Here is a 23,115-nt window from a genome sequence, read left to right on the forward strand (position 1 = left end):
CATGTTTAAGAATCAAACATTGTTATATTTTATTAAGCCTTACCCAGGCATGATTATATTGACAATAATATTAGGATTTTCTGGAGGTTTATTTAACGGAATTAGTACAGCACTAATTGTGCCAGTTGTCCTGAAAATTGTGGGACAAGAAGTCAATTTAGGTAGTGCGCCTGGTATTCTCAAAGCAATTATGTTGCCGTTTGATCATATTTCAGAAGAGTACAGATTATTGGCAATGTCTGGAGCAATTATATTAATAATTTTACTCAAAAATGCAGCTAGTTACTTTAGTATTTTGTCATCGAGCGCTTTAAAGCGAACGCTAGCATCAGATATGCGAGATGCTGGTGTGCAATTATTGCTAGAAGTTGACATAAATTATTTTACCAAGATGAAATTGGGTGATTTAATTAACCGACTTGGTGTAGAAATATCTCGTGCAGCTACTTCTATAAGTAATGCGATAAAGTTAATTGTATTAGTAATTACGATTTTAGTTTTTGTGATTATATTGTTGTCAATTTCCTGGCAATTGACAATAGGTTCAACAATTTTACTTTCTTTTATAGCCTTAGCAAATCAGTATGCAATTTCCCGTTCAAAGTTTTTTGGGAAGCAACTATCTGAAATGTCTAAGGCTTATACAAATATGATGATAGAAACACTAAGTGGAATTCGCTTAGTCAAGGCAAGTGGTAATGAAGACAGAACTTATAAAAAGATAAAATATTTAATTGGTGAACACGAAAAAGCGGAATTTGAATCTCAAGTTAATTCCCAAATAATTGGGCCGGTTAGTGAAGTACTGGGGATTACGGCTTTACTCATGATTGTGTTTTTAAGTCGGACTCTCTTTGCTAATGAGATTACATCTCTTTCATCTGTACTGCTCACATATTTATTAGTATTACTACGACTTTTGCCGTTGATTGCTCAGTTAAATAGCCTTCGCAGTACCTTTGCTAATAATGCTGCCAGTGTTGATATAGTGACTGAATTTTTACAACGAGATAATAAACCGTTTATGCTTAAGGGTAAGCTTAACTGCGGGAAATTACAGGAAGGTGTACATTTCAATTGCATTTCTTTTGCCTACCCTAATCAGGAAAAGTTGGTGGTGAAGGATGTAGATTTATATTTACCGCGTGGTACAACTCTGGCTTTAGTAGGTAGTTCTGGTGCAGGTAAATCGACATTGGCAGATTTGTTACCTAGATTTTATGATCCAATATCTGGCTGTATTACCTTTGACGGTGTTGATATACGCGATTTTGATCTCAAATCCCTACGCCAGACAATGGGAATTGTTAGTCAGGATACGTTTTTATTCAATGACTCAATCCGGAGTAACATTGCTTACGCACGTCCTGATTCCAGTGATGATGAAATTATCGCTGCAGCCAAGCAGGCAAATGCTTATGAGTTTATTATCAAATTACCCCAAGGATTAAATACTTTGGTTGGCGATCGCGGTGTGATGTTGTCTGGTGGACAGAGACAAAGAATAGCGATCGCTCGTGCGTTACTACAAAATCCAGAAATTCTGATTCTTGATGAAGCCACTAGTGCTTTAGATACCGTTTCTGAACGTTTGGTACAAGCTGCGATTGATGATCTGAGTCGCGATCGCACAACTTTAGTCATTGCTCATCGTCTTTCTACTGTCCAAAAAGCTCATCAAATTGCCGTTTTAGATCAAGGACATGTGGTAGAAGTAGGAACCCATGATGAACTGTTACAAAAAGGTGGTTATTACTTAAAACTCTACTCAATGCAATTTGGTAAAAATGCGGAACCAGCAATAAAATTTAATCAGGTTTTTATTCAGATTTCTTACGAAATTCGGACGCGACTCAATTCTATGATTGGTTGCTTGAGATTATTGATAGATGAAATGGTGGATGACGTTAAAGAACGGCAAGAATTACTTGAAGAATCCTACAAATCAGCATTGAGAATTCTCACTGGTATTGAAGTTTTTGAAGAGAGTATTAAACTGCGAAATAAATTAAATTCCTCGTCAGTAATAGAGGAAAATAATCATTTAGATAAAACATTAATTTGTATTTTTGATGAAATTCGGATCAAGCTAAATAACAGGCTTGCCATACTAGCTTCACTTGCAGATGGTCTAGTTGATAATCTTCAAGAACAAAATGAATTAATTACTGATTCCTATGATTTGGCTATAGATTTACTCAATAAAATTGAGATTCTAGAGAAAGAATAGTTATAAACTTCTATTCAGAGGAAAAATATAGTCTTAAATTAAGATAATTATCTTTCGCAATCCATAGAAAAATAAAAATATTTTTTAGCTATTATTTACATTGACGATCCTAGCTAACGTTGGGTAACATAAAGTATCTGAAATAAATAAAAAAATGTATGAAAAAAATAGCAGTTTTTCACCCCTATTTTTTAGGTGGTGGCGCAGAAACAGTGGCATTATGGATTCTTCAAGCACTGCAAGATCAATATGAAATAACCCTATTTACAATTGGAAAAATTGATTTTGAAAGCCTCAATCTTATGTATGGAACAAGTCTTTCAAATCAATCTGTAAAAGTGATAAATCTGGTTCCAGATTTTTTTAGTCATATCAGCTATTTCCTGATTGCAAATAACAAGGAGATGAGAATGTTATTTCTACATCTTCTGATGCGGTTTTTTAAGAAAAACAGTCATAATTATGACTTAGTTCTATCTGCATACAATGCAATGGATCTTGGGAAGATAGGTATTCAATACATACATATGACCAAGGTTCTTGAAGGTACATCATTTTATAGAAAAATATCTACTTTTTCTGAAGAGCAAATCCCAAAAAATATCTCTATTGCCAATTCTTATCACATTGCGAATCGTGCTAAAGAAATATATGGTGTCGATGCCAAAGTGGTGTTTCCTCCTGTTGTGATGAATATTCAAAATATACCGTGGAGTGAGAAGGAAAATGCATTTATTTGCAGCGGTAGGATAGTTAAAGCTAAGGAACCTCATAGAGTTATTAAAATCCTCAAATTGGTTCGAGAGCAAGGTTTTGATGTGAAGCTACACATTACAGGTGGCGGTGGTGGTGTCTACGGTTGGCAATACAATAATTTAATAAAAAAGTTAGTTGAAGAAAATTCATCATGGATAACTTTACATAAAGGTCTTCCATATGAGGAATATACACAACTTCTAGCTAAATGTAAGTATGGTATTCACTATAAGAAAGAGCCGTTTGGAATCTCTATTGCAGAAATGGTTAAAGCTGGTGCCATTCCCTTTGTAAGAAGTCAAGGTGGACAAGTTGAAATCGTGGGTCAGCACAATGATGAGTTATTTTTTAATAATGAACAAGAAGCTGTGGATAAAATTATTAATGTTTTAAGTAATCCTCTTAAACAAAATCAGCTAGTTGCATCTTTGACTACACAAATAAATCTATTTTCTACACACAAATTTATGTCAGAAATTAGTGAAGTTGTTAGTTCTTATTTTGAGGGTAATGTTGTAGTACCAACTACTTTAGCTATTTGAAGAAATTTCAGTCTATTGTTATTATGAGAAATTAAATTAATGAAATCAATTATCAATTATCATGTCAATGATCCGACAAATATCGGCGACTTATTTTCTGCTCCCACACTGTACTTTGATTTTCCAGGATATAGTGTAGAGCGAGCTGATATCCGAACCATTAAGGAAGAGGATATAAAAGGTAAACATATTATTGTTGGTGGAGGTGGGTTAATATTCTCTCGCTTTTTGGATAATTTTTCAAAACTCATTGAGGCTAAACAACAGACGAAGCTGATTGCTTGGGGAATTGGTCAGCAAATATACGGTAGCTATAAGCTTGATGATATTCACAGCTTTGACTATTCTCAATATACTAAAGGTTTTGACTTAGTTGGTATTCGAGATATTAATTATCGGGATAACTGGGTGCCTTGTGCTAGTTGTATGCACACAGCATTTGATAAGAAAAGAAATATAAAACATGAATTTGTTGTCTTTTCACACAAAAAGTTCCAGATAAAAATTGATGGTTTTCCTACAATGACTAACGACAATCAAGATATTGAGGAAATCTTAGATTTTCTAGGTTCAGGTGAAACAATATTAACAAGTTCTTACCACGGAGCCTACTGGGGAACGCTGCTTGGTAGAAAAGTTCTATCTTTCCCATTTAGCAGTAAGTTTTATACGTTTAAGCATCTTCCTGGTATTTTTCCTGTACAAAAGTGGATACAGCCAAGAATCAACTTTTCAATATTCAAGAAAACGTTGTTTGAGTTGCAATATAAAAACAAATTTTCTTGTAAGGTTAATGATTGGCAGAATTTTCTCCAAAACTGTAAATCTTACCCAGAAAGTCTTGATGAAAATCGTGAGCGTAATCATTGGTATTACTCTCGAATATTGGATATTTTACCTGAAGGTAAATGAAGTAGTAAAGACGAATTTTAAGTAAGTTAGGATGACTAAATTAATCGAGGGAGACTAAATGAATCGGGGAATTTATATTATTGCTAATGACAAAGTGATCGATCATGCGATCGCTTTACTCAATAGTATTCGATTGCATGATACAGAAACACCAATCATCATGATTCCGTATGATGAAAACTATCATCGCATCGCAGATATACTCAACACATATTACGGAGTCCAAACCTATGAAGATTTAGACTTTATTGACCGTCTTTCTCATAAATTACACGAAACCTTTGGTGGTAAGTTTTTTGCCCGTCCTAATCAATTTCGCAAACAAGCTTGTTGGTTTGGCCCATTTGATGAGTTTCTTTACATCGATACTGATATTGTAGTCTTTGAAAAAATAGTTGATAATCTTAACTACTTAAATAAGTATGATTTCATCTGCTGTGATTATCAACATTCTGGTGGGATAAAAAATGTCTTTAGCCCCAAAGTTTTAGAAGATAAAGTATTTACTAATACAGAAGTTAAAGACATTTTTAATGGGGGTTTTTGGGGGTCAAAGAAAAGCCTCATCTCAGAACAAGATTTATATGAAATCTTTAGCGAATGTGCAGCCCATCCAGAATATTTTGATTTTTCTGAAAAGACTTCCGACCAACCAATTATTAATTATATGCTGTTGAAGCGGATTAAGAGCCGTTTTAACATCGTTCGTAGAGAGGGTAAAGCACCGGGAAATTGGGCGGGTACTCCTCATTTTCAATCCCAAGGCGATATACTATTTGATTCTAAAATCAATCAACCTCTGCAATATCTCCACTGGGCAGGTATTCGTATTCAACCGGGTTGTCCCTATTGGGAAATCTGGGAACATTACCGCCGTCTTAATCCATCACTACCACCGAGTACTATACCGACACCTGAAACTAAAAATCAGTGGCAGCATATGGTAGAAAATCTGAAAAGTCAATTGCGACAACTGAAAACTAAATAAGAAGGAGCCAGAAGACATAATTCAGAATACAGTGGAGAGTTGTTCACTATCCACTGTCCATTATGAGACATCTACTCGTACGTAATCCATGTGGTCACTGAATCTGTGTTGAAGTTAAGTGCTGGATTCTGGCGACTGACGCATGTATTCTTCTTCGGTAATTTAAGAAAAGGAATCTAAATCTAGAGACTTCATACCTCTAGTTTTAACAAAATCTAGCATACTGCCTAATTGATACCAAACTAGCAAGCAAGTAAGAAGACCAATAGGTAGACCAACTCCTAAAGCCAGTAAGTACGGAAAGCCAAATATTTCTAAACCTGAGCAGAGAAATAGACAAATACCACCTGTGATTCCGAGAAAGGGAACAAACAGTGTTCTCCACGAAGAATTAGTTTGAGGATTTTCATCACTACTTGGTTGCCATTTTTGCACAATTACTTTTATTGTGCCGGATAGTGCGAAACCAGAAGTTAGCGCTATGAGAAAACCAATTAACAATAGTAAGTATGGCGGTTGTTCAGGAAAATAGTACATGAAAACTCCAGATAAATCAGTTAACAGTTACTTGTACTGAGCGTAGTCGAAGTGTCAGTTATCAGTTATCACAGTTTTTGTGTTGTTAACTGATAACTGAATAAAGGGTAGAATGCATCAAAATTTGTTATTTTGTGACTGGTTACTGCCAAAAGGAATAAAGGATGTAGCTTTTGGTAAGATAGCTGCTGCGCCTTCCCTGGATAAATCTGTTAACATGGCGATCGCTACATTTAACAAACGATTCGGCTGTAAGTCATCTTTAACCAGGTTCCACAAGCTTTGGACTTCTGCTGTGTGGAGACGGTCATCTGCGGTTACCGCCAGTACCAACTGTTGACGGAGAAATTTGCCCTCTTCCGATAACAGGAATTGCAAACCGAGCTGCGCTGTAGGTAAGACATCAAAGTTATGATCAGTGCGAGCGATCGCAATCAAGTTTTCTAAGCGTTGCCATTGGAATTTACCATCCTTAAACAACACATTCAGTAACCGTCGCCGTAGTTCCGTAGATTCCCCGGTCAGCAACCGCCGTGCTATATACGGATAACCCACCTCAACAATTTTAAAATCTGGGTTGAGGCTCAGAGCAATACCCTCTTGGGTGACTAGCGAACGAATAATCAAAGCAAACTTTGCTGGAACTCGGAAAGGATATTCATACATCAGTTCCGAAAATTCGTCGGTAATAGTTTTAAAGTTAAAATCCCCGACGTTTTTGCCAATGGCGTTTCCCAACACCGCCTCTAATGCTGGGACAATTGGGCAAATATTGATGTCTGGAGTCAGAAACCCTAATTTGACAAAATCAGCAGCTAAATCGCTGTAGTCCTTGTTCACGACATGCACCAACGCATCCACCAGCGTTTCTTTGGTGGTTTCTTCTAGCTGATCCATCATGCCAAAATCAATGTAGGCCATCCGTCCATCAGGCATAGCAAACAAGTTACCTGGATGGGGGTCAGCGTGGAAGAAACCGTGTTCCAATAGCTGCTGTAAGCCTGATGTGACACCAACTTTGATGATTTCTTCTGGGTCTAAACCTGCAGCACGGATGCTTTGAGTGTCTGTGAGCTTAAAGCCATTAATCCATTCCAGGGTTAAAACCCGGCTATTGGTATAACGCCAGTAAATACTGGGAACTTTCACGCGGGGGTCATTGCGGAAGTTGTGAGCAAATTGTTCGGCGTTCCGACCCTCATTGATGTAGTCAATTTCTTCAAATAACTTTGTCCCAAACTCATCCACAATCAAGGTGAGGTCGTGACCGAGATTGAGGGGTAGCCAGGGCGCAAGCCAACTTGCGCCCCAACGCAGCAGATACAGGTCGCGTGTAAGGATTGGGCGTAAGTTGGGGCGTTGTACCTTCACGGCTACCTCTTCGCCACTGATCAAACGACCGCGATAGACTTGTCCCAAGCTGGCGGCGGCTACAGGAGTTGGTGACAGTTCACTGAACATCTCCTGAACTGGACGCGCAAGTTCAGTTTCAATGATTTGGTAGGCGAGTCCATTGTCGAAAGCTGGTAACTGGTCTTGCAGTTTCACCAGTTCTTCCAAAAAGCTTTTGTGGATGAGGTCAGGTCTAGTGGATAGGGATTGACCAACCTTGATAAAAGTGGGGCCAAGGCGAGTGAGCAGTTCTCGCAACTGAGTGGCGCGTTTCTTCTTGTTCTGCTCAATTTGATCTTGCCATTCATCAAACTTGAGATTCAGAATAAATCCGGCAAAAGACCAGATAATTCTAATTAAACGCCCCCAAGCGAGCCAGGGACGGTAACGATAGTAACGAGCGATCGCGTCTGGATTATAGCGCCTGAGTAGAGCAGGTTGATACTGACCCACGCCTTTATTTGCCTCTTCAACTGGGAAATTTACTCTTTTTTTGTTCGTTTCCTGACTTGCAAGCTACTTGCCAGTGCAAGATACCGATAGTTTTTATAAAAAACAATTAAACTTTACCCATTTCCGGGTAGTGTTTGCGGCGATATAAGCCTACATTACTACTCAGATTTATCTATCTTTTTCTTAATTATACTTTATAAAACTACAAAGTTTCTCCCTTGCCCAGGATTTGCAGCAGATACAGAAACTGAGTATCTATATCTACCATCAGCAACAACCTGAAACAGTATTACTACAGTTGATGAAGGTATAATGTTTTTTAAAAAAATAGTAACATTTGTGACAAAGTTGTCTCCGGTTCTGTAACTTCTGCTTTGATCAACCTTAGTGTGATAAAAAATACGTAATTCATCAGGTTTGGCTATCCACAACTTCTCAGAATGCTGAGGAAATTTGCTACCTGTAATAACAGCTAATACTGAATTAAGCGCACAATATTTCAACACCCTGAATTGATCAATAGAGATTTTGAATTTTGCCGAAAGTCTGACCCCAGGCTTTCTGGGATTTAGAACTTTCCCAGACTAATTTTGAATTTCCCCCAGGGGTTGACTCTCATCTGCTATGTCTAAAAATTGCAGTGGAGAATATTAATCTATGCCAATTACACCAACTTATCCAGGTGTGTACATTGAAGAAATTCCCAGCGGTGTACGTACCATCACAGGTGTAGCCACATCTATTACAGCGTTTATAGGTAGTGCGCTCCGGGGTCCCGACGATGAACCGGTGATCATCAATAACTACGGGGATTTTGAGCGCATTTTTGGTGGGTTGTGGGTCAAAAGTAATTTGGGTTACGCCGTCCGGGACTTTTATGCCAATGGCGGCAGTCAGGCAATCATTGTCCGGCTCTATAACCCAGACCCCGGAAAGCCCGAAGCCACTCCGGCAGTGCCAGCCCCACCCGCGCAAGCAACATTGACTGTTGGTAGCTTAAATTTAGTAGCTGCCTACAAAGGAGCCTGGGGCAGTAACTTGCGTGCCCGCATTGACTATGACGTTAACCCCGATGACAATGCAGCTAAACAGTTTGGTGCCGACCTGACCCACAACGACCTGTTTAACCTGACCGTGCGAGATACAGGGGCGGGGGGCATTACTGAGCAGTTTCGTAATCTGACTGTGAAAAATAGCTCTCGCCGAGTTGATAATGTTCTGAAAAATAGTTCACAGTTGGTAAGAGCCACAGGAACATTTCCTGGAACTACAATTCCTACTGCCAGCCCTACTCCTGCGGCGGGAAGTGACCCTTGGTCTGATGCTAATTCCTCAAAAGTGACAACGCCAGCCTCAGATGGGATCAATCTAACTTACGCCGATAACTTCGTCCCTGTTGGAGCAGAAGCCAATAAAAAAGGGCTGTACGCTCTACTAAAAGCTGACATCTTCAACTTACTGTATATTCCATTTTATAAAGATACAGGTGTTGACACCAACTTGATTGCTGATGCCGCCAAGTTTTGTGAAAACCATCGCGCCTTTTTGATTATTGATTCGCCCCCCAATAGTAGTAAAGACAGCATCAAAACTTGGGTGAACGGCTTACCAACAAAGAGCAACCACGTAGCAGTATTCTTCCCGACACTATTGGTTCCCAACCCATTACGCAGCAACCAAGTAGAAGAATTTGGTGCTGGTGGTGTAGTTGCCGGGATATTTGCCCGCACAGATGCCCAGCGTGGTATTTGGAAAGCTCCCGCAGGTTTAGAAACAACCCTCGTGGGTGTGCCCCAGCTGAGTGTACCACTGACGAATCAGGAAAATGGGGAACTGAACCCCTTGGGAATTAACAGTTTGCGGGCCTTTCCTGGGGTTGGTCGAGTGGTGTGGGGTTCACGCACCCTACAAGGAGACGATCGCCTAGCCTCAGAATGGAAATATATCCCTGTAAGGCGACTGGCTCTTTATATTGAAGAAAGCCTGTATCGGGGTACGCAATGGGTAGTATTTGAGCCGAATGATGAGCCACTCTGGTCACAAATTCGGTTGAATATTGGTGCTTTCATGAACAATCTTTTCCGCCAAGGGGCTTTTCAAGGTAAGACTCCACAAGAAGCCTACTTTGTCAAGTGCAGCAGTGAAACCACGACCCAGAACGACATCAACCTGGGGATTGTCAACATTGTCGTCGGCTTTGCACCACTGAAGCCCGCTGAATTTGTGATTCTCAAGATTCAGCAGATTGCTGGTTCAATCGCAACCTAAGGAGAATAAAAATTATGGAGTTTACGGTTAATCCCTTGCGATTTGACCCTTATAAAAACTTCAAATTTCGGGTCAAGTGGGATGGCAAATATGTTGCAGGGGTGAGCAAAGTTGGCTCTCTCAAGCGGACAACCGAAGTGGTGAAACACCGTGAAGGTGGAGATCCCAGCAGTTCCCGCAAATCTCCAGGACGCACCGAGTATGAGGCGATCATGCTAGAACGAGGCGTCACCCATGACCTAGAGTTTGAGCAGTGGGCTAGTAGAGTGTGGAACTTTAAAAATGCCCAAGCCGGAGCCGATCAGCGGACTCAGGAAGTATCCCTGGCAAATTTTCGTAAAGACATCATTATCGATGTGTTTAACGAAGCCGGGCAAAAAGCGATATCTTACAAAATTTATCGCTGCTGGGTTTCAGAATATCAGGCTTTGCCCGACTTAGACGCCAATGCCAATGCGATCGCCATTCAACATATCAAGCTAGAAAATGAAGGCTGGGAACGAGACGAAGAAGTAAAAGAACCAAAAGAAGAGAGTTTTTAACTTTGTGTCCTAGTGTCTTTGTTTTGAACCACAAAGACACTAAAAAAAATCGGTAGCTTGAAGATGCGTCCATTATCCGCTGAGGAATTATTGAGAGTTTGGGAGCAAGGATTAATGCAGTCGCCTATACAAAGGGCGTTAACACTGCTAACATCTGCCTGTCCAGAAACCCCTCCTCAGCAACTAGCAGAACTGAGTATTGGTCAACGGGATGCTTTATTGCTGACTTTGCGGGAGTGGACTTTTGGTACACAAATCCAGAGTTTGGCAACTTGTCCCGAATGTGGTGAAAATCTGGAACTCACATTTAGTGTTGCAGATATTCGCGTTGCTACCCCAACTCAGTTAACAGAAAAGTTGATAGTAAATTTTGCTGACTATGAGATTGAGTTACGATTACCCAATAGCTTGGATCTCATGACAGTAAGCGATTCTATAACTTTGCTGGAACGCTGTTTGCTAGGTGTATATCATCAGGGGAAAGTCCAGTCTACCCAGCAACTACCAACTGATGTAGTCAATGCCGTGGTAGCAAAGATGGCTCAGGCTGACCCCCAAGCAGATCTACAGCTTAACCTCGTTTGTCCTGCGTGCAGTCATCAGTGGCTATCTACTTTCGATATCGTTGCTTTTTTTTGGAGCGAGATTCAGGCTTGGGCAGTGCGGACTATCCGTTCGGTGCATATCCTCGCTACTGCTTATGGTTGGCGGGAGGCAGATATTTTGGCGATGAGTCCCTATCGACGACAGTTGTATTTGGAGATGGTAGGCAAATGAGTAACTATCTCAGCAATTTGGTAGCTAGGAGTATCAATCCGGTGGATGTCCTGCAACCGCGATTACCATCCCTGTTTGAGCCGATACCAGGGTTGAGTGGTGTGGTGTCTGGACAAGTGGGAGAACAGGAGCAACTCACGATTAATGCTCAACCAGAAGAAATCGAGGTGAGAAAGTCGCCAAGGCAAAAGCAAGCGGTTGATTGGGAACCGTCAGCAGAGAAACCGCCTCTTCACCTCCCTCATCCGACTCTCTCAGTTCCATCTCCCAGAGCAGATTTGATCCCCGCCACTGAGTATCCTTCTGCTCAACCACCATCCTTCATTGGTGAGCGATTCCCGCCTGTAGTCGTCCGTACTGAACCACAGAGACAAACTGCACCAGAACCTAGGGTGATTCAGCAAATTATCAATCAGCAGACGATAAATGAGCGAATTATCACCCCTGGGGAACCATTGACGCCTGTCAGTCCCAAAATCTCAAACAGCAATTCTGAACAACCGACAGCGATCGCTCCACAAATAACACCAGTGTCACCCGATACTGAAACTAGAAAAAATTTGGCGTCCCCCACAACAACTGTAGTCATACCAGGGCAAGTAACGCCTGCAATTAAGTCAATCGTGACAGCATCTTTGCCACCAACGACAACATCACAACCAGCACCAGTAATTCAGGTAACGATTGGACGCATTGAAATTCGCGCCACACCTCCAACCAAAGAACCATCAACGCGATCGCATCCGACAGCGGCTGTGATGGGACTAGATGAATACCTGCGTCAACGGGGAGGTGGCAAATGAGTAACTCACTAGCGATCGCCGCTGTCACCAGTACCTTGCGTTCTCTGCTGCAACAGCGCTTTGACACCAATGGTTTTGGGAGTGTGACTGTCACCACTAAACCCCTAGATAGAGCACGTAGTAATACCAATGGCGATGGTAATCAGGTAAATCTGTTTCTCTATCAAACCAAAGAAAATGCTGCTTGGAGAAATCAGGATCTGCCCTCCCAGGTAAAGCCGGGAGAAACAGCACAGCCACCCTTAGCCCTGAACCTCTATTACTTATTAACAGCCTACGCCCAGAATGATGACTTTCCCGAACCCATTAGTCATCGCTTACTGGGGGAGGCGATGAGTGTGCTGCATGACTATCCCATTCTCAAATCTGGGGATATTAAAGCAGCTTTACCCGCAGCCGATGTCGATAAATATGACTTATACGACCAAATCGAAAAAGTGCGGATTACGCCCCAATCCCTCAGTTTAGATGAACTGTCAAAATTGTGGACGACTTTTCAAACCCAATATCGCATTTCCACCGCCTACGAAGTTGCTGTGGTGTTAATTGAAAGCACCCGTCCCACAAAAGCCCCATTACCGGTACTGGCGCGGGGTGCTGATGACCAAGGTGTGACTACCCAGGCGAATACAATTCCCCCATTCCCCACACTCACAGCCATCAACTTCACCGCCATCGAAGCAGCGAGGTTGAATCTGCCAGGTTATCAAAAATATTTACTCCAAAAACCTGTAGCTAATTTGGGAGATGGCCTCACCTTAATTGGCTACAACCTGGATGGTGTGAGTGTCCAGGTCATCTTTAGCCATCCCCAACTACTAACGCCCAACCAGATTAACATCCCAGTTGCCAATCGCACACCCAGCGAAATCAATTTAACAATTCCCACAGGACAGCCAGACAAGTGGCCACCGGGATTTTACACAGTTGCTGTAGTAACAGACAGCACCAGCAATGGATTGCCCTTAGCATTAGCAGCCAAAATAGAAGCGATCGCCGCCGTCAGAGACAACAGCGACCCCAACAAACCCAATAATGTCATTTTGACAGTTACTAGTAATTCCCAGATATTGCCCAGTCAAAAGGCGTTCTTAGTGTTGAATGGACAGGATGCAGCATTCACAGTTAGCGATCGCGAATTAACTGCCAAATCCCACCCCACACCAACCAACACCTTGCAATTTGAACTGGGTGACATAGCGGCGGGTATCTATCAGGTGCGACCTCGTTTGCGGGTAGATGGGGTAGATAGTCTAGTTATTGACTATTCAGTCACACCCCTCGTCTTGCCACTGACCTTTATCGCCGAACAGGGATTGAGCATACCATGAACAACCTAGAGTCTTGGCAGAAAAATAACGAAGAATACCTGACTAAGGCCTTAGCATGGCTGCGTCTGTGCCTCCAGCGACAAGTACAGCGATTAGAAGCGGGGAAAACCTCCCCCCATCCCACACCGCTAGCATCCAAGCGACCCTTTCTTGGGCGTTCTCACTTGCCTGCTCTCCCGCCCGGCTCACCTGATGTAATTACTGAAGAACAAATATCGAAAGCTACAGCAGAAGTCGCCGATGCTGAAGCCTTACAACCACCGCCCGCGATGGTGATTTTGCGGCAACGGCTGGGGCTTTCGCCCTTTGAGCAGAAAGTATTGCTGTTATGCGCGGCTATAGAATTAGATACACGCATAGCTGGACTCTGTGCCCTAGCTCAGGACAATCCCAATCAGTCTTACCCTACCTTTGCCCTAGCCCTAACCATCTTCGATCAACCAGCTTGGGACATACTTTCACCAGAACGCCCCTTGCGGTATTGGCGGCTCATTGAAATCAATCAACCAAGTACCCAACCCCTCACCACCAGTCCCTTGCGGGCAGATGAGCGGATAGTCAACTACCTCAAAGGGCTAAATTATTTAGATGACCGCTTGACACCCTTGCTTGTGTCCTTGGATGCAGGGGGTTTAGAGTATAAATTACCACAATCGCAACAGACAAAAGTTGAAGAAATTACCCAATATCTGAGACAAGATCAACAGCGATCGCCCATAATTCAACTGTTGGGTACAGACTCCCCTAGCAAAGAACTAGTAGCACAGCAAGCGGCTATCAATCTGAGTTTATTTCTCTACAGCCTATCAGTAGAACTATTGCCATCTCAGGCGACGGAATTAGAAACCTTTGCTCGTCTGTGGGAGCGAGAAAGCCTGTTGCTACCCATTGCTCTTTACGTGGATGCCCAGGAAATTGCCGAAACACAGGTTCCACCCTTGCACAGGTTCCTTTCCCGGAGTCATGGCTTGCTATTTCTCAGTAGCCGCGAAAATCGGTCTAATTTTAGTCGCCCCACAATTTTAGTAGATGTTGATAAACCCACCCCAACAGAACAACAGCAACTCTGGGAAACAATGCTGGGCGATCGCGCTGCAGAAAGTCCTGCTCAACTAGCCAGCCAGTTTAACCTCAATCCTTTGAGCATTCAACAGATTGCTCAGACAGTGTTGACCAAACCCTTCAGCCACCAAGCAGATTTCCATGAACAACTTTGGTCAACTTGTTTAGCAACTAACCGTCCTCAATTAGATATTTTGGCTCAACGCCTAGATCCCAAAGCCACCTGGGACAACATCGTGCTACCAGAAGAGGAGACTAGTCTGCTGCACCAAATTGCCGACCAAGTGCGGCAGCGTCACAAAGTTTACCAAGATTGGGGCTTCCAAAATCGCATGAACCGGGGATTGGGAATCAGCGCCCTATTTGCCGGGGAAAGTGGCACAGGGAAGACAATGGCGGCTGAGGTAATTGCTAATGACTTACGTCTAAATCTATACAAAATTGATCTATCTGCAGTCGTGAGTAAATACATTGGGGAAACAGAGAAGAATCTGCGACGGCTATTTGATGCGGCCGAAGATGGCGGCGCGATATTATTTTTTGATGAAGCTGATGCCTTATTTGGCAAGCGGAGTGAAGTAAAAGATTCCCATGACCGCTACGCCAACATAGAAATTAACTATCTACTGCAGCGGATCGAAGCCTTTCGGGGGCTAGCGATTTTGGCAACCAATATGAGAAATGCCCTAGATCATGCCTTTGTCCGCCGCCTGCGCTTCATCGTCACCTTTACCTTCCCCACACCCGCTGACCGTCAGAAGATGTGGCAAAGAGCATTTCCGCCAGAAATGCCCACAGAGATCCTGGACTTTAGCCGTTTAGCTAGACTCAATCTGACCGGGGGTAGTATTCATAACATCGCCTTAAATGCAGCATTTCTCGCAGCCCAACAAGAGACACCCGTCACCATGTCCTTAGTGCTGCAAGCGGCGCGGACAGAGTTTCGGAAATTGGATCGACCAATCAACGAGATAGACTTTCGCTTTTGTGAACCGACGGGGGTGACAGCATGAATATCAATGTGAACATTGAGCGCTTGATTTTAGATGGTGTATCAATTCCTCAGGCACAGCGTCCTGTATTACAGGCAGCGGTGGAGGCAGAATTGGGGCGACTGCTGGCAGCAAACGGTTTAGCGCCCAGCTTGATGGGTGGGGGGGCAGTACCTAGCATCTCAGTTAGTAGTATGCAATTACCATCTCATAGTAATTATACGGTGATGGGGCAGCAGATTGCCCAAGCTGTATATCGGGGGATTGGGTCATGAGTAGGCAGGTGGGGATACAGACACAGCAAACACCGACGACATCGCCGCTTTCACAGAGTGGGATTTTACAGCGTCAGTGTCAGTCCTGCGGGCAGCATACTATTGCAGGTGGAGAGTGTGAGAAATGCAAGAAACAGGGGCTAACTCTACAACGCCTGGCTGCTAGTTATACCAAATCGGCTGAGGTGGAGCGATCGCAAACCTTTTCTAATTCCTCGAAATTATCAGGGCAAGATTTCAGCCGCATCCCAGTTTTAACGAGCAAGTCACACATCATTCAACCCCAGTTGACTATCAGCTCCCCAGAGGACAGATATGAACGGGAAGCCAATCTAGTGGCAGAAGCAGTGACAAGGACGCCCAAAAGTTCCCTCAGACGAGAAACAGAAACAGATTTACCCAGAAAAATATTGCCCATTCAGAGATTAGGGTCAGCTGTTCCACAAACCCTGCACAGACTTTCCATTTCTGCTCTGAATGACGAAGATCAGGAAAACTTAGTACAACGGCAAGAAAATTCCGCACATCTTCCCAAATCAGAGTCTGGATTAACAGATTATCTCCATGCGCTCGATGGATCAGGTCAGCCATTACCAACTTCTGTACGTAACTTTTTTGAACCGCGTTTTGGTTACAATTTCAACCAAGTACAAATTCATACTGATGCTCATGCCAATAAAATTGCCCATCAACTGAATGCTCAAGCATTTACAACCAGACAACATATTGTATTTGGCACAGGGCAGTATGCACCAGAAACCACAGCCGGGCAAAAGCTCTTAGCGCATGAGTTGACACACATTGTGCAACAGGAAAATGCCTTGCCCATAACAGCAACTACAGAGTCAAATAATCAAGATACTTCCCAGTCTGCGACACCCACGGAACGCGTAAGAGGTAGTGTAGCGCCATCAAGCTTAATACAGCGAGCTTTTTTCCAGATCCCTGGCATAGTAGACATCAGTCCGCCAATCCAGGCTGTAGTAAAAATTACCTCAGCACTTGCTGCAAGTTGTAGCCCCTCCAGAAAGTTAACTTGGGCAGACTTCACAGCCCAGCCTCCCCAGTCTACCTTTAGTGCGGAAACTCACTTTCATCACGATTTGGTGAATGTGCAAGCACAGCAAGTTACACAGGCAATATTTGAACCATCTAATTCATGGGTAAAACCGCAGTTTTCTGATCCAACAAATCGGGCTGTATCAACGTGTGGTACAAAAATTAGCCGATGTGAACAGTTCTTTGATCAAGAAGCAGCATCTGGGCGCACCGGAGGTTTTTGGCGACTTAGTTCCAGTCCCTCAGCTGCTTGTCCAGCTTCCATAACGAGCAACCCATCAGTACAAGCGACTTCACGGGCAGAATGTACTAGTTTAATTGGGACAGAGTGCGATCGCATTGCCAAACTGGAATCAGTGCGCCTACTCCAGCATGAACAAACCCATTTTGATATTGCCTGTGTTTTAGCCCGTAAAGGTACAAATGCCATACTGGGTGGAGCTAAAGCGCAGACAATACTAACAGCCGTGAGAACCAAATCTGCCCAACAAACTACACAGTATGATCATCAAACTAATCATGGGTGTAATGCGGCTGCACAGGCACGGTGGGAAACGGCTGTGCAAAATGAATTACCCGCCGTCACAATTCCATAGTGTCAGAGCAGATTATGAGTACGCGATCGCCTTCCCAAAACAAAATTACCCCATCCTTTACCCCCATCAATACAAGACTGCTACAACGTCAATGTGCTGCTTGCGGACAACAGAAAACAGGCGGGTGTAATGAGTGTGACAAAAAACGGTTACTCCAGCGACGTTTAGCAGACCAATCAGCCCCATCTGAAGCACCACCGATTGTACATGAAGTATTGCGATCGCCTGGTCAACCCCTCGACCGAGAAACTCGCAGCTTCATGGAATCTCGGTTTCAGCATGACTTTAGTCAAGTGCGGGTGCATACGAATACCAAAGCAGCAGAATCAACCCAGGCAGTGAATGCTTTGGCATATACCCAAGGGAAAAATATCGTATTTGCCCCTCACCAGTATGCACCTCAAACCCTGTCAGGGCGTGAGTTGTTGGCTCATGAATTAACACATGTCATCCAGCAGCAATCCCAAGTCAACCAACTAAGTCCCAAATTAAGAGTTGGCAAACCAGACGACAGCAGCGAGCGAGAGGCAGACAACTTCGCTAAGTGGGTGGTAGGCGGTGAATTGACACAACCACCTACAAGTAGAACGACAACAGCAACTAATTGGTTGCAAAGAGCTTGTTTATCTGCTGCTGCTTGTGCTGCTCCCATAGGAGGTTCAGCCGAGCAGTTTGGGCAAAGAGAGGAAAACATCGAAGCCCGTAGCCGTGCTAGACGTGGCAGGATGGCACCCGCTCGTGCCCGTGCCTCTGGTCATGGTGGTCATGCTCGTCAGCTAGAGATTTTTTTGAACGGACAATCGCCAGGACTCCTCAGCAATATTCATGGTATTTTTATCGATCAGGACTTGTCTCCAGGAACAGGAGCTTTGACCATGCCCTGTGACGAGTTAGTACCACCAATTACAGGAGCAACCAAACCCTGCACCTTCGTACATGGCAGCTTAAATCAGCAGGCATTGGCTTTTAATACCACTACAGACCCCACAATTGGTGGTATTTCACGAGAAGACTGGCGGGTTCAGACATTACAAATTCTTACACACGAGGTTCAACATGTAATTTTCGACTCAACTGCACGAGCAACTCCCCCTGGCGTGACTTGCAGTCGGGCAACTGTTGAGTTTGAATTAAGTGAACTAAATGCAATGATGAGTGAGTTTCCTATCGCCTTCAGAGCTATACCCGCTGGAGCAAGTGCAACAGATCCAGCACGGGTACGTCTCAATAACTGGTTTCAAACAGTCATTACCAACCCCAGCGAAAGCATTAGCGGCGCCCTCAAGGCTCTGCGCTGCAAGTGCAATTGTGCTGATGTTGATGCGTTTGTCATCGATACCTTCAACTTTGTTGCGGCTTCTTGGACTCCAGCAGAGAAAACAGCTTTTAACACAGAATTACAAAATCCCCGATGGGCAGCATTTGACTTGAGGTGGCCTCTTTGACACTCCTCTGACGCGGAAAGCAGCTATTAATGCCATCTCTGTTGCTCTTGCTTGATACTGAGTATCACTGAGAGATCAAGCCCTTCAAACGGTTTTCATCTCCGACTTAAAAGACGTTCATCCTTCAAAACTTTTTGGTTTTGAGGGATTCATATCATGTCCGGTGAAAGACTTATCGTTAAGACTGTAAGGGTGCAGGGAGAAAAAGATTTCGCAGTTTTTGCACAGATACGGGAATTATCATTAACTTATACCAATTTGCCAAAAAAATGCGACAGATTAATCTGTAGGGGCGGGGTCTCCCCCATTGGTGTCAACTTAACGCGAAACTCATAGCCCGACTGGGAATGAATTCCCAGTCTAATAGCAAAAGTCATCTGAAGATGACTAAATCCCTCAAAATTTTGAGTCTACTTCAGTAGACTTGAACTATTAGCCTTGGAATTCATTCCCAGGTGGGTCAGTCAGCCAACAAATAAACCATCTGTAGCTTAAGTTGACACGTATGGGTCTCCCCGCCCTTTGTGACAATCCATGTGTCGCAAACATTATTTGAATTGGTATTAGATAAACCTGCGTGGTAATACCAATTTAAATAGAGTTGGTGACAGATTGATGGTTGATCCGGGCGGGGAGACCCCGCCCCTTGTATCTACAAGGTATTTGCAACATTCTTTTTTTAAATTGGTATAACAAATCAACCATCACGAGGGAGACTGCTTCCGTTACGAGGGAGACTGCTTCCGTTGCGAGGGAGACCGCTTCCGTTACGAGGGAGACTGCTTTCGTTACGAGGGAGACCGCTTCTGTTGCGAAGGAGACCGCTTCTGTTACAAGGGAAACCGCTTCTGTTGCGAAGGAGACCGCTACCTTTGCCCAATGCCCCAGTTCCTAGTTCCTGTTCCCCCAACCCTATTTTTAAGGCAGTCCCCATAAAACAAGTTTCATCATTATGCAAATGACAAATGACTCTTTCAAGACAGGTCTATTGATTATCTGCTCTTTGAAATATATGAACTCAATTTAACTAATGTTACGAATGTGAACAAAATCAGTAATAAATAAGTATTTTCTCGGTCATAGCAGGACAATCAGATGGCGATTAAGTCTGATATCTTTGATACAAAAGCGAGGAAGTTGCACTAGTAGTCTGTCAGGGTTGAAATGAGGGACTGTAGTGTGAGCGTCTAGCTCACGCGGGCTTTTCGGCCCGCACTACCAAAAACCCCTCAAAACAAAATTGACAAACCACTAGTACAGCGCGGCGTAAATGAACATACCATTTCAAATGGCGCAAAAGCCCAGAATACAATTCTTTTGACTTTTGACTTTTGACTTTTGACTTCCGCCTTGCGGTACTAGTCCGTTGCTTCCTCAACTAAAAACCATAAAGTAGTAATTTACAAAGCCCCCAGCCATGAGTACCTTTCCTGGTTCACCTCGGCTACTAAAAGGCGGAATTGTGTTAATTGATGCTAATACCTCTGCTGTGCAACGGATTATCACCCTGCAATACAATCCCGATAGCCTCAGCCGGACATTACAAGTGCAGGGGGTAGGGGGAGAAAGTGGCGATCGCTTGGAAGCTCTCCGCTTGAAGGGCCCACCAGTAGAGACCATCAAGTTAGAGGCAGAAATCGATGCCACCGACCAATTAGAGTTTCCCAATCAAAATTCGACAACGGCACAACTAGGTATCTACCCGCAGTTAGCAGCCCTGGAAACGCTAATTTATCCAGCTAGCAGTCAAATCCAAAACAATAACACTCAGGCAAAATCCGGAACCCTGGAAATTGCCCCAATGGAAACTGCCCTCACCCTATTTGTCTGGAGCAAAACCCGGATTCTGCCAGTCCGTCTGACAGAGTTTAGTGTAACTGAAGAAGCCTTTGACACGGCGTTAAATCCGATTCGCGCTAAGGTCAGCCTGGGGATGCGTGTCTTGAACACTAATGACCTGGGATTTGACCATCAAGGTGGCAATTTATTTATGGTCTATCACCGCCAGAAAGAATTACTGGTGCAAAAAAGTCAGCAAGGTACATTTGGCGCCCTTGGTATTGGAGGTATTACATGATTGATCCGATGTCGGGAATTCCCCAACCTGGTTCTCTCAAAGCAGCACTTTTCCCCATTACTAGTCGGTACTACGGTTTAGACACAGCCGAATTCTCGACCGCGACAGGGAAAAAAATTGTCTATCTCCGCCGTCGCTTCGTACCTTCCCCAGAACGGTTTGCATTATTACAAGAACATACGGTGACAGAGGGCGATCGCCTAGATAACATTACTGCCCAATATCTTGGTGATCCTGAGCAATTTTGGCGGGTTGCAGATGCCAATGGCGCAATGCATCCAGATGAATTAACTCAGACAATTGGTCGCCGACTAAGAATCACGCTTCCAGAAGGTATACCAGGAATGCCAAATGCTTAAAGGGATTAATCTCACATTGATGATTGGACCTGCGGTGCCGATACCAGCACCGCAGTCAGTCATTGATGCCCTTACTAGCGTGCAAGTTAATAGTTCCACAGACCGTAGCGGCTTTCAATTAACCTTTACAGTCAGCAAGCGATCGCCTTTACTCACAACCATGCTACCCGCTGGCTATTTTGACCCAATAGTCACCCGCATCATTATTGTGGTGACATTGGGTGGTCTGCCCAACGTGTTGATGGATGGGGTAATTACCCGCCAGGAACTCTCACCAAGTAGCGAACCTGGTCAATCCACATTGACTGTAACTGGTGAAGACTTGAGCATCTTGATGGATTTGGTAGAAATGCCATTTATGCGCTATCCTGCCATGCCTGACGTTGCCCGGATTAATTTGATTCTGACAAAATATTTGGTATTTGGGATTGTACCTGTGGTGATTCCACCAATCATTATGGACATACCTAGTCCAACCGACACAATTCCCACACACACCGGGACTGATTTACAGTACATCCGCCGACTAGCAAGTGATTGTGGCTATGTATTTTATGTTGAGCCAGGGCCAGCACCCGCCACGAGTATCGCCTACTTTGGCCCAGATGTGCGTATCCCTGTGCCCCAGCCAGCCTTAAATGTCAATATGGACGCCGAAACCAACGTCGAATCCTTGAGTATAAGTCTGGATGGGTTAGCAAAAAAGGTGTTTGTGATCACGGTTTTTGACCCCGTGACTGGCAGAGTGCCGATACCAATTCCCATACCTAATATTAGTGTGCTGCGCCCCCCTTTAGGAGCGCGTCTGACACCACCAGCCAAAGTGGAGTTCCCCTCAGATTTCGCTAATCTGAGTCCGATGGCGGCGGCAAAACGCGCCCTTGGGATTAGCTTTGCAGCTGCCGATGCCATCAGCAGTTCTGGCTCCCTGGATGTGCTGCGTTATGGTCGGATTTTGCGATCGCGCCAACTTGTAGGCGTCCGTGGTGCGGGCATCACCTACGACGGGCTTTACTACGTCAACAGCGTCACTCATTCCATCAAACGTGGCGAATACAAGCAAAACTTCAACCTGTCTCGTGATGGGTTAATTTCCCTGACACCAAGAGTACTTCCATGAATGCAACAGGCACCATGAAGAATTTCTACGGCAAATATCGCGGCACGGTAGTGCAAAATATTGACCCGGAACTGCGGGGTAGATTGCTGATCATCGTTCCCGATGTTTTGGGCCTTGTTCCTTCCAGTTGGGCGGAACCCTGCGTGCCCCTTGCCGGTCCCACAGGCCCACCAATGGGAGTTTACCTGGTGCCACCAATTGGTGCAGGGGTGTGGGTGGAGTTTGAGCATGGAGATCCAGAAAAGCCGATTTGGGTAGGGTGTCGCTGGGATCAACCTGCAAATGTGCCGCCATTGGCTCATGCGGGTTTGCCTGTTTCCCCAAACATCGTTTTACAAACAGCCGGACAAAATAGCCTCGTGATCAGTGATTTACCAGGTCCCACAGGCGGGATTATGCTCAAAAGCCTAACTGGAGCCACAATCATCGTCAACGACACCGGCATCTACATTCAGAACGGTAAAGGTGCATCTCTAACTTTGATTGGTCCCACAATCACAATCAACAACGGGGCACTAACAATTACTTAAAACTGATAACTGATAACTGATAACTGATAACTGATAACTGATAACTGTTGAAGTCATATTCCAGGAGAA

The 23,115-nt window shown here is 44.0% G+C and carries 19 protein-coding genes; 17 read left to right on the forward strand and 2 right to left on the reverse strand.

What is annotated here, in order from left to right; translation table 11 throughout:
* Nucleotide 1: 1 nt before the first annotated feature.
* The 4 genes from CAL7507_RS17995 (at nt 2) to CAL7507_RS18010 (ending at nt 5,428) form a co-directional block, all read left to right on the forward strand.
* Entirely contained in the window at nt 2-2,230 is a 2,229-nt protein-coding gene (locus CAL7507_RS17995) for an ABC transporter ATP-binding protein (RefSeq protein WP_015129913.1), read from the forward strand.
* A gap of 158 nt (nt 2,231-2,388) precedes the next feature.
* A complete protein-coding gene (locus tag CAL7507_RS18000; protein WP_015129914.1) occupies nt 2,389-3,528 on the forward strand; it encodes a glycosyltransferase in 1,140 nt (379 codons plus the stop codon).
* Between the two features lie 39 nt (nt 3,529-3,567).
* Nucleotides 3,568-4,440 (forward strand): hypothetical protein, encoded by an 873-nt coding sequence (locus CAL7507_RS18005; protein ID WP_015129915.1) that lies wholly within the window; start codon nt 3,568-3,570, stop codon nt 4,438-4,440.
* Nucleotides 4,441-4,498: 58 nt separating this feature from the next.
* The gene (locus CAL7507_RS18010) at nt 4,499-5,428 is read left to right on the forward strand and encodes an Npun_R2821/Npun_R2822 family protein (RefSeq protein ID WP_015129916.1); all 930 of its coding nucleotides are present in this window, start codon (nt 4,499-4,501) and stop codon (nt 5,426-5,428) included.
* Between the two features lie 162 nt (nt 5,429-5,590).
* Here CAL7507_RS18010 and CAL7507_RS18015 read toward each other — a convergent pair whose 3' ends face one another.
* On the reverse strand, nt 5,591-5,965 hold the full coding sequence (locus tag CAL7507_RS18015; protein WP_015129917.1) for a hypothetical protein: 375 nt from the start codon (nt 5,963-5,965) through the stop codon (nt 5,591-5,593).
* Between the two features lie 117 nt (nt 5,966-6,082).
* The gene (locus tag CAL7507_RS18020) at nt 6,083-7,810 is read right to left on the reverse strand and encodes an AarF/ABC1/UbiB kinase family protein (protein ID WP_015129918.1); all 1,728 of its coding nucleotides are present in this window, start codon (nt 7,808-7,810) and stop codon (nt 6,083-6,085) included.
* Between the two features lie 657 nt (nt 7,811-8,467).
* On the opposite strand from CAL7507_RS18020, the gene CAL7507_RS18030 reads away from it, so the two are divergent.
* The 13 genes from CAL7507_RS18030 to CAL7507_RS18090 all read left to right on the forward strand — a co-directional run bounded on the left by CAL7507_RS18030 (nt 8,468) and on the right by CAL7507_RS18090 (nt 23,046).
* A complete protein-coding gene (locus tag CAL7507_RS18030) occupies nt 8,468-10,078 on the forward strand; it encodes a phage tail sheath subtilisin-like domain-containing protein (protein WP_015129919.1) in 1,611 nt (536 codons plus the stop codon).
* Between the two features lie 14 nt (nt 10,079-10,092).
* A complete protein-coding gene (locus CAL7507_RS18035) occupies nt 10,093-10,620 on the forward strand; it encodes a phage tail protein (protein ID WP_015129920.1) in 528 nt (175 codons plus the stop codon).
* A 63-nt stretch (nt 10,621-10,683) separates the two neighbouring features.
* Nucleotides 10,684-11,397, forward strand: a complete 714-nt coding sequence (locus CAL7507_RS18040) for a hypothetical protein (protein WP_015129921.1) — start codon at nt 10,684-10,686, stop codon at nt 11,395-11,397.
* The gene (locus tag CAL7507_RS18045; RefSeq protein WP_015129922.1) at nt 11,394-12,200 is read left to right on the forward strand and encodes a hypothetical protein; all 807 of its coding nucleotides are present in this window, start codon (nt 11,394-11,396) and stop codon (nt 12,198-12,200) included. The genes CAL7507_RS18040 and CAL7507_RS18045 overlap by 4 nt, the downstream gene beginning before the upstream one ends.
* Nucleotides 12,197-13,531 carry a DUF4255 domain-containing protein gene (locus CAL7507_RS18050; RefSeq protein WP_015129923.1) on the forward strand — a complete coding sequence of 445 codons (1,335 nt, stop codon included), beginning with the start codon at nt 12,197-12,199 and terminating at the stop codon, nt 13,529-13,531. Before CAL7507_RS18045 ends, CAL7507_RS18050 begins: the two co-directional genes overlap by 4 nt.
* Complete coding sequence (locus tag CAL7507_RS18055; RefSeq protein ID WP_015129924.1) at nt 13,528-15,606, forward strand: ATP-binding protein; 2,079 nt, start codon at nt 13,528-13,530, stop codon at nt 15,604-15,606. The genes CAL7507_RS18050 and CAL7507_RS18055 overlap by 4 nt, the downstream gene beginning before the upstream one ends.
* Nucleotides 15,603-15,860 (forward strand): hypothetical protein, encoded by a 258-nt coding sequence (locus CAL7507_RS18060; RefSeq protein ID WP_015129925.1) that lies wholly within the window; start codon nt 15,603-15,605, stop codon nt 15,858-15,860. The genes CAL7507_RS18055 and CAL7507_RS18060 overlap by 4 nt, the downstream gene beginning before the upstream one ends.
* Nucleotides 15,857-17,515, forward strand: coding sequence for a DUF4157 domain-containing protein (locus CAL7507_RS30170; protein WP_015129926.1), 1,659 nt, complete (start codon nt 15,857-15,859; stop codon nt 17,513-17,515). Before CAL7507_RS18060 ends, CAL7507_RS30170 begins: the two co-directional genes overlap by 4 nt.
* Nucleotides 17,515-18,960 (forward strand): DUF4157 domain-containing protein, encoded by a 1,446-nt coding sequence (locus tag CAL7507_RS30175; RefSeq protein WP_201447850.1) that lies wholly within the window; start codon nt 17,515-17,517, stop codon nt 18,958-18,960. The genes CAL7507_RS30170 and CAL7507_RS30175 overlap by 1 nt, the downstream gene beginning before the upstream one ends.
* Nucleotides 18,961-20,377: 1,417 nt before the next feature.
* A complete protein-coding gene (locus CAL7507_RS18075) occupies nt 20,378-21,037 on the forward strand; it encodes a hypothetical protein (RefSeq protein WP_015129929.1) in 660 nt (219 codons plus the stop codon).
* Nucleotides 21,034-21,396, forward strand: a complete 363-nt coding sequence (locus CAL7507_RS18080; protein WP_015129930.1) for a LysM peptidoglycan-binding domain-containing protein — start codon at nt 21,034-21,036, stop codon at nt 21,394-21,396. Before CAL7507_RS18075 ends, CAL7507_RS18080 begins: the two co-directional genes overlap by 4 nt.
* Complete coding sequence (locus CAL7507_RS18085) at nt 21,389-22,516, forward strand: hypothetical protein (protein WP_015129931.1); 1,128 nt, start codon at nt 21,389-21,391, stop codon at nt 22,514-22,516. Before CAL7507_RS18080 ends, CAL7507_RS18085 begins: the two co-directional genes overlap by 8 nt.
* Nucleotides 22,513-23,046 carry a phage baseplate assembly protein V gene (locus tag CAL7507_RS18090; RefSeq protein ID WP_015129932.1) on the forward strand — a complete coding sequence of 178 codons (534 nt, stop codon included), beginning with the start codon at nt 22,513-22,515 and terminating at the stop codon, nt 23,044-23,046. Before CAL7507_RS18085 ends, CAL7507_RS18090 begins: the two co-directional genes overlap by 4 nt.
* Nucleotides 23,047-23,115 lie beyond the last annotated feature (69 nt).

Origin of the sequence: Calothrix sp. PCC 7507 (genome assembly GCF_000316575.1) — a bacterium.
Lineage (GTDB): Bacteria > Cyanobacteriota > Cyanobacteriia > Cyanobacteriales > Nostocaceae > Fortiea.

Coding starts and splice junctions, on each gene's coding strand:
- CAL7507_RS17995 (WP_015129913.1), top strand. CDS start 2: ATGTTTAAGAATCAAACATTGTTATATTTTATTAAGCCTTACCCAGGC.
- CAL7507_RS18000 (WP_015129914.1), top strand. CDS start 2,389: ATGAAAAAAATAGCAGTTTTTCACCCCTATTTTTTAGGTGGTGGCGCA.
- CAL7507_RS18005 (WP_015129915.1), top strand. CDS start 3,568: ATGAAATCAATTATCAATTATCATGTCAATGATCCGACAAATATCGGC.
- CAL7507_RS18010 (WP_015129916.1), top strand. CDS start 4,499: ATGAATCGGGGAATTTATATTATTGCTAATGACAAAGTGATCGATCAT.
- CAL7507_RS18015 (WP_015129917.1), bottom strand. CDS start 5,965: ATGTACTATTTTCCTGAACAACCGCCATACTTACTATTGTTAATTGGT.
- CAL7507_RS18030 (WP_015129919.1), top strand. CDS start 8,468: ATGCCAATTACACCAACTTATCCAGGTGTGTACATTGAAGAAATTCCC.
- CAL7507_RS18035 (WP_015129920.1), top strand. CDS start 10,093: ATGGAGTTTACGGTTAATCCCTTGCGATTTGACCCTTATAAAAACTTC.
- CAL7507_RS18040 (WP_015129921.1), top strand. CDS start 10,684: ATGCGTCCATTATCCGCTGAGGAATTATTGAGAGTTTGGGAGCAAGGA.
- CAL7507_RS18045 (WP_015129922.1), top strand. CDS start 11,394: ATGAGTAACTATCTCAGCAATTTGGTAGCTAGGAGTATCAATCCGGTG.
- CAL7507_RS18050 (WP_015129923.1), top strand. CDS start 12,197: ATGAGTAACTCACTAGCGATCGCCGCTGTCACCAGTACCTTGCGTTCT.
- CAL7507_RS18055 (WP_015129924.1), top strand. CDS start 13,528: ATGAACAACCTAGAGTCTTGGCAGAAAAATAACGAAGAATACCTGACT.
- CAL7507_RS18060 (WP_015129925.1), top strand. CDS start 15,603: ATGAATATCAATGTGAACATTGAGCGCTTGATTTTAGATGGTGTATCA.
- CAL7507_RS30170 (WP_015129926.1), top strand. CDS start 15,857: ATGAGTAGGCAGGTGGGGATACAGACACAGCAAACACCGACGACATCG.
- CAL7507_RS18075 (WP_015129929.1), top strand. CDS start 20,378: ATGAGTACCTTTCCTGGTTCACCTCGGCTACTAAAAGGCGGAATTGTG.
- CAL7507_RS18080 (WP_015129930.1), top strand. CDS start 21,034: ATGATTGATCCGATGTCGGGAATTCCCCAACCTGGTTCTCTCAAAGCA.
- CAL7507_RS18085 (WP_015129931.1), top strand. CDS start 21,389: ATGCTTAAAGGGATTAATCTCACATTGATGATTGGACCTGCGGTGCCG.
- CAL7507_RS18090 (WP_015129932.1), top strand. CDS start 22,513: ATGAATGCAACAGGCACCATGAAGAATTTCTACGGCAAATATCGCGGC.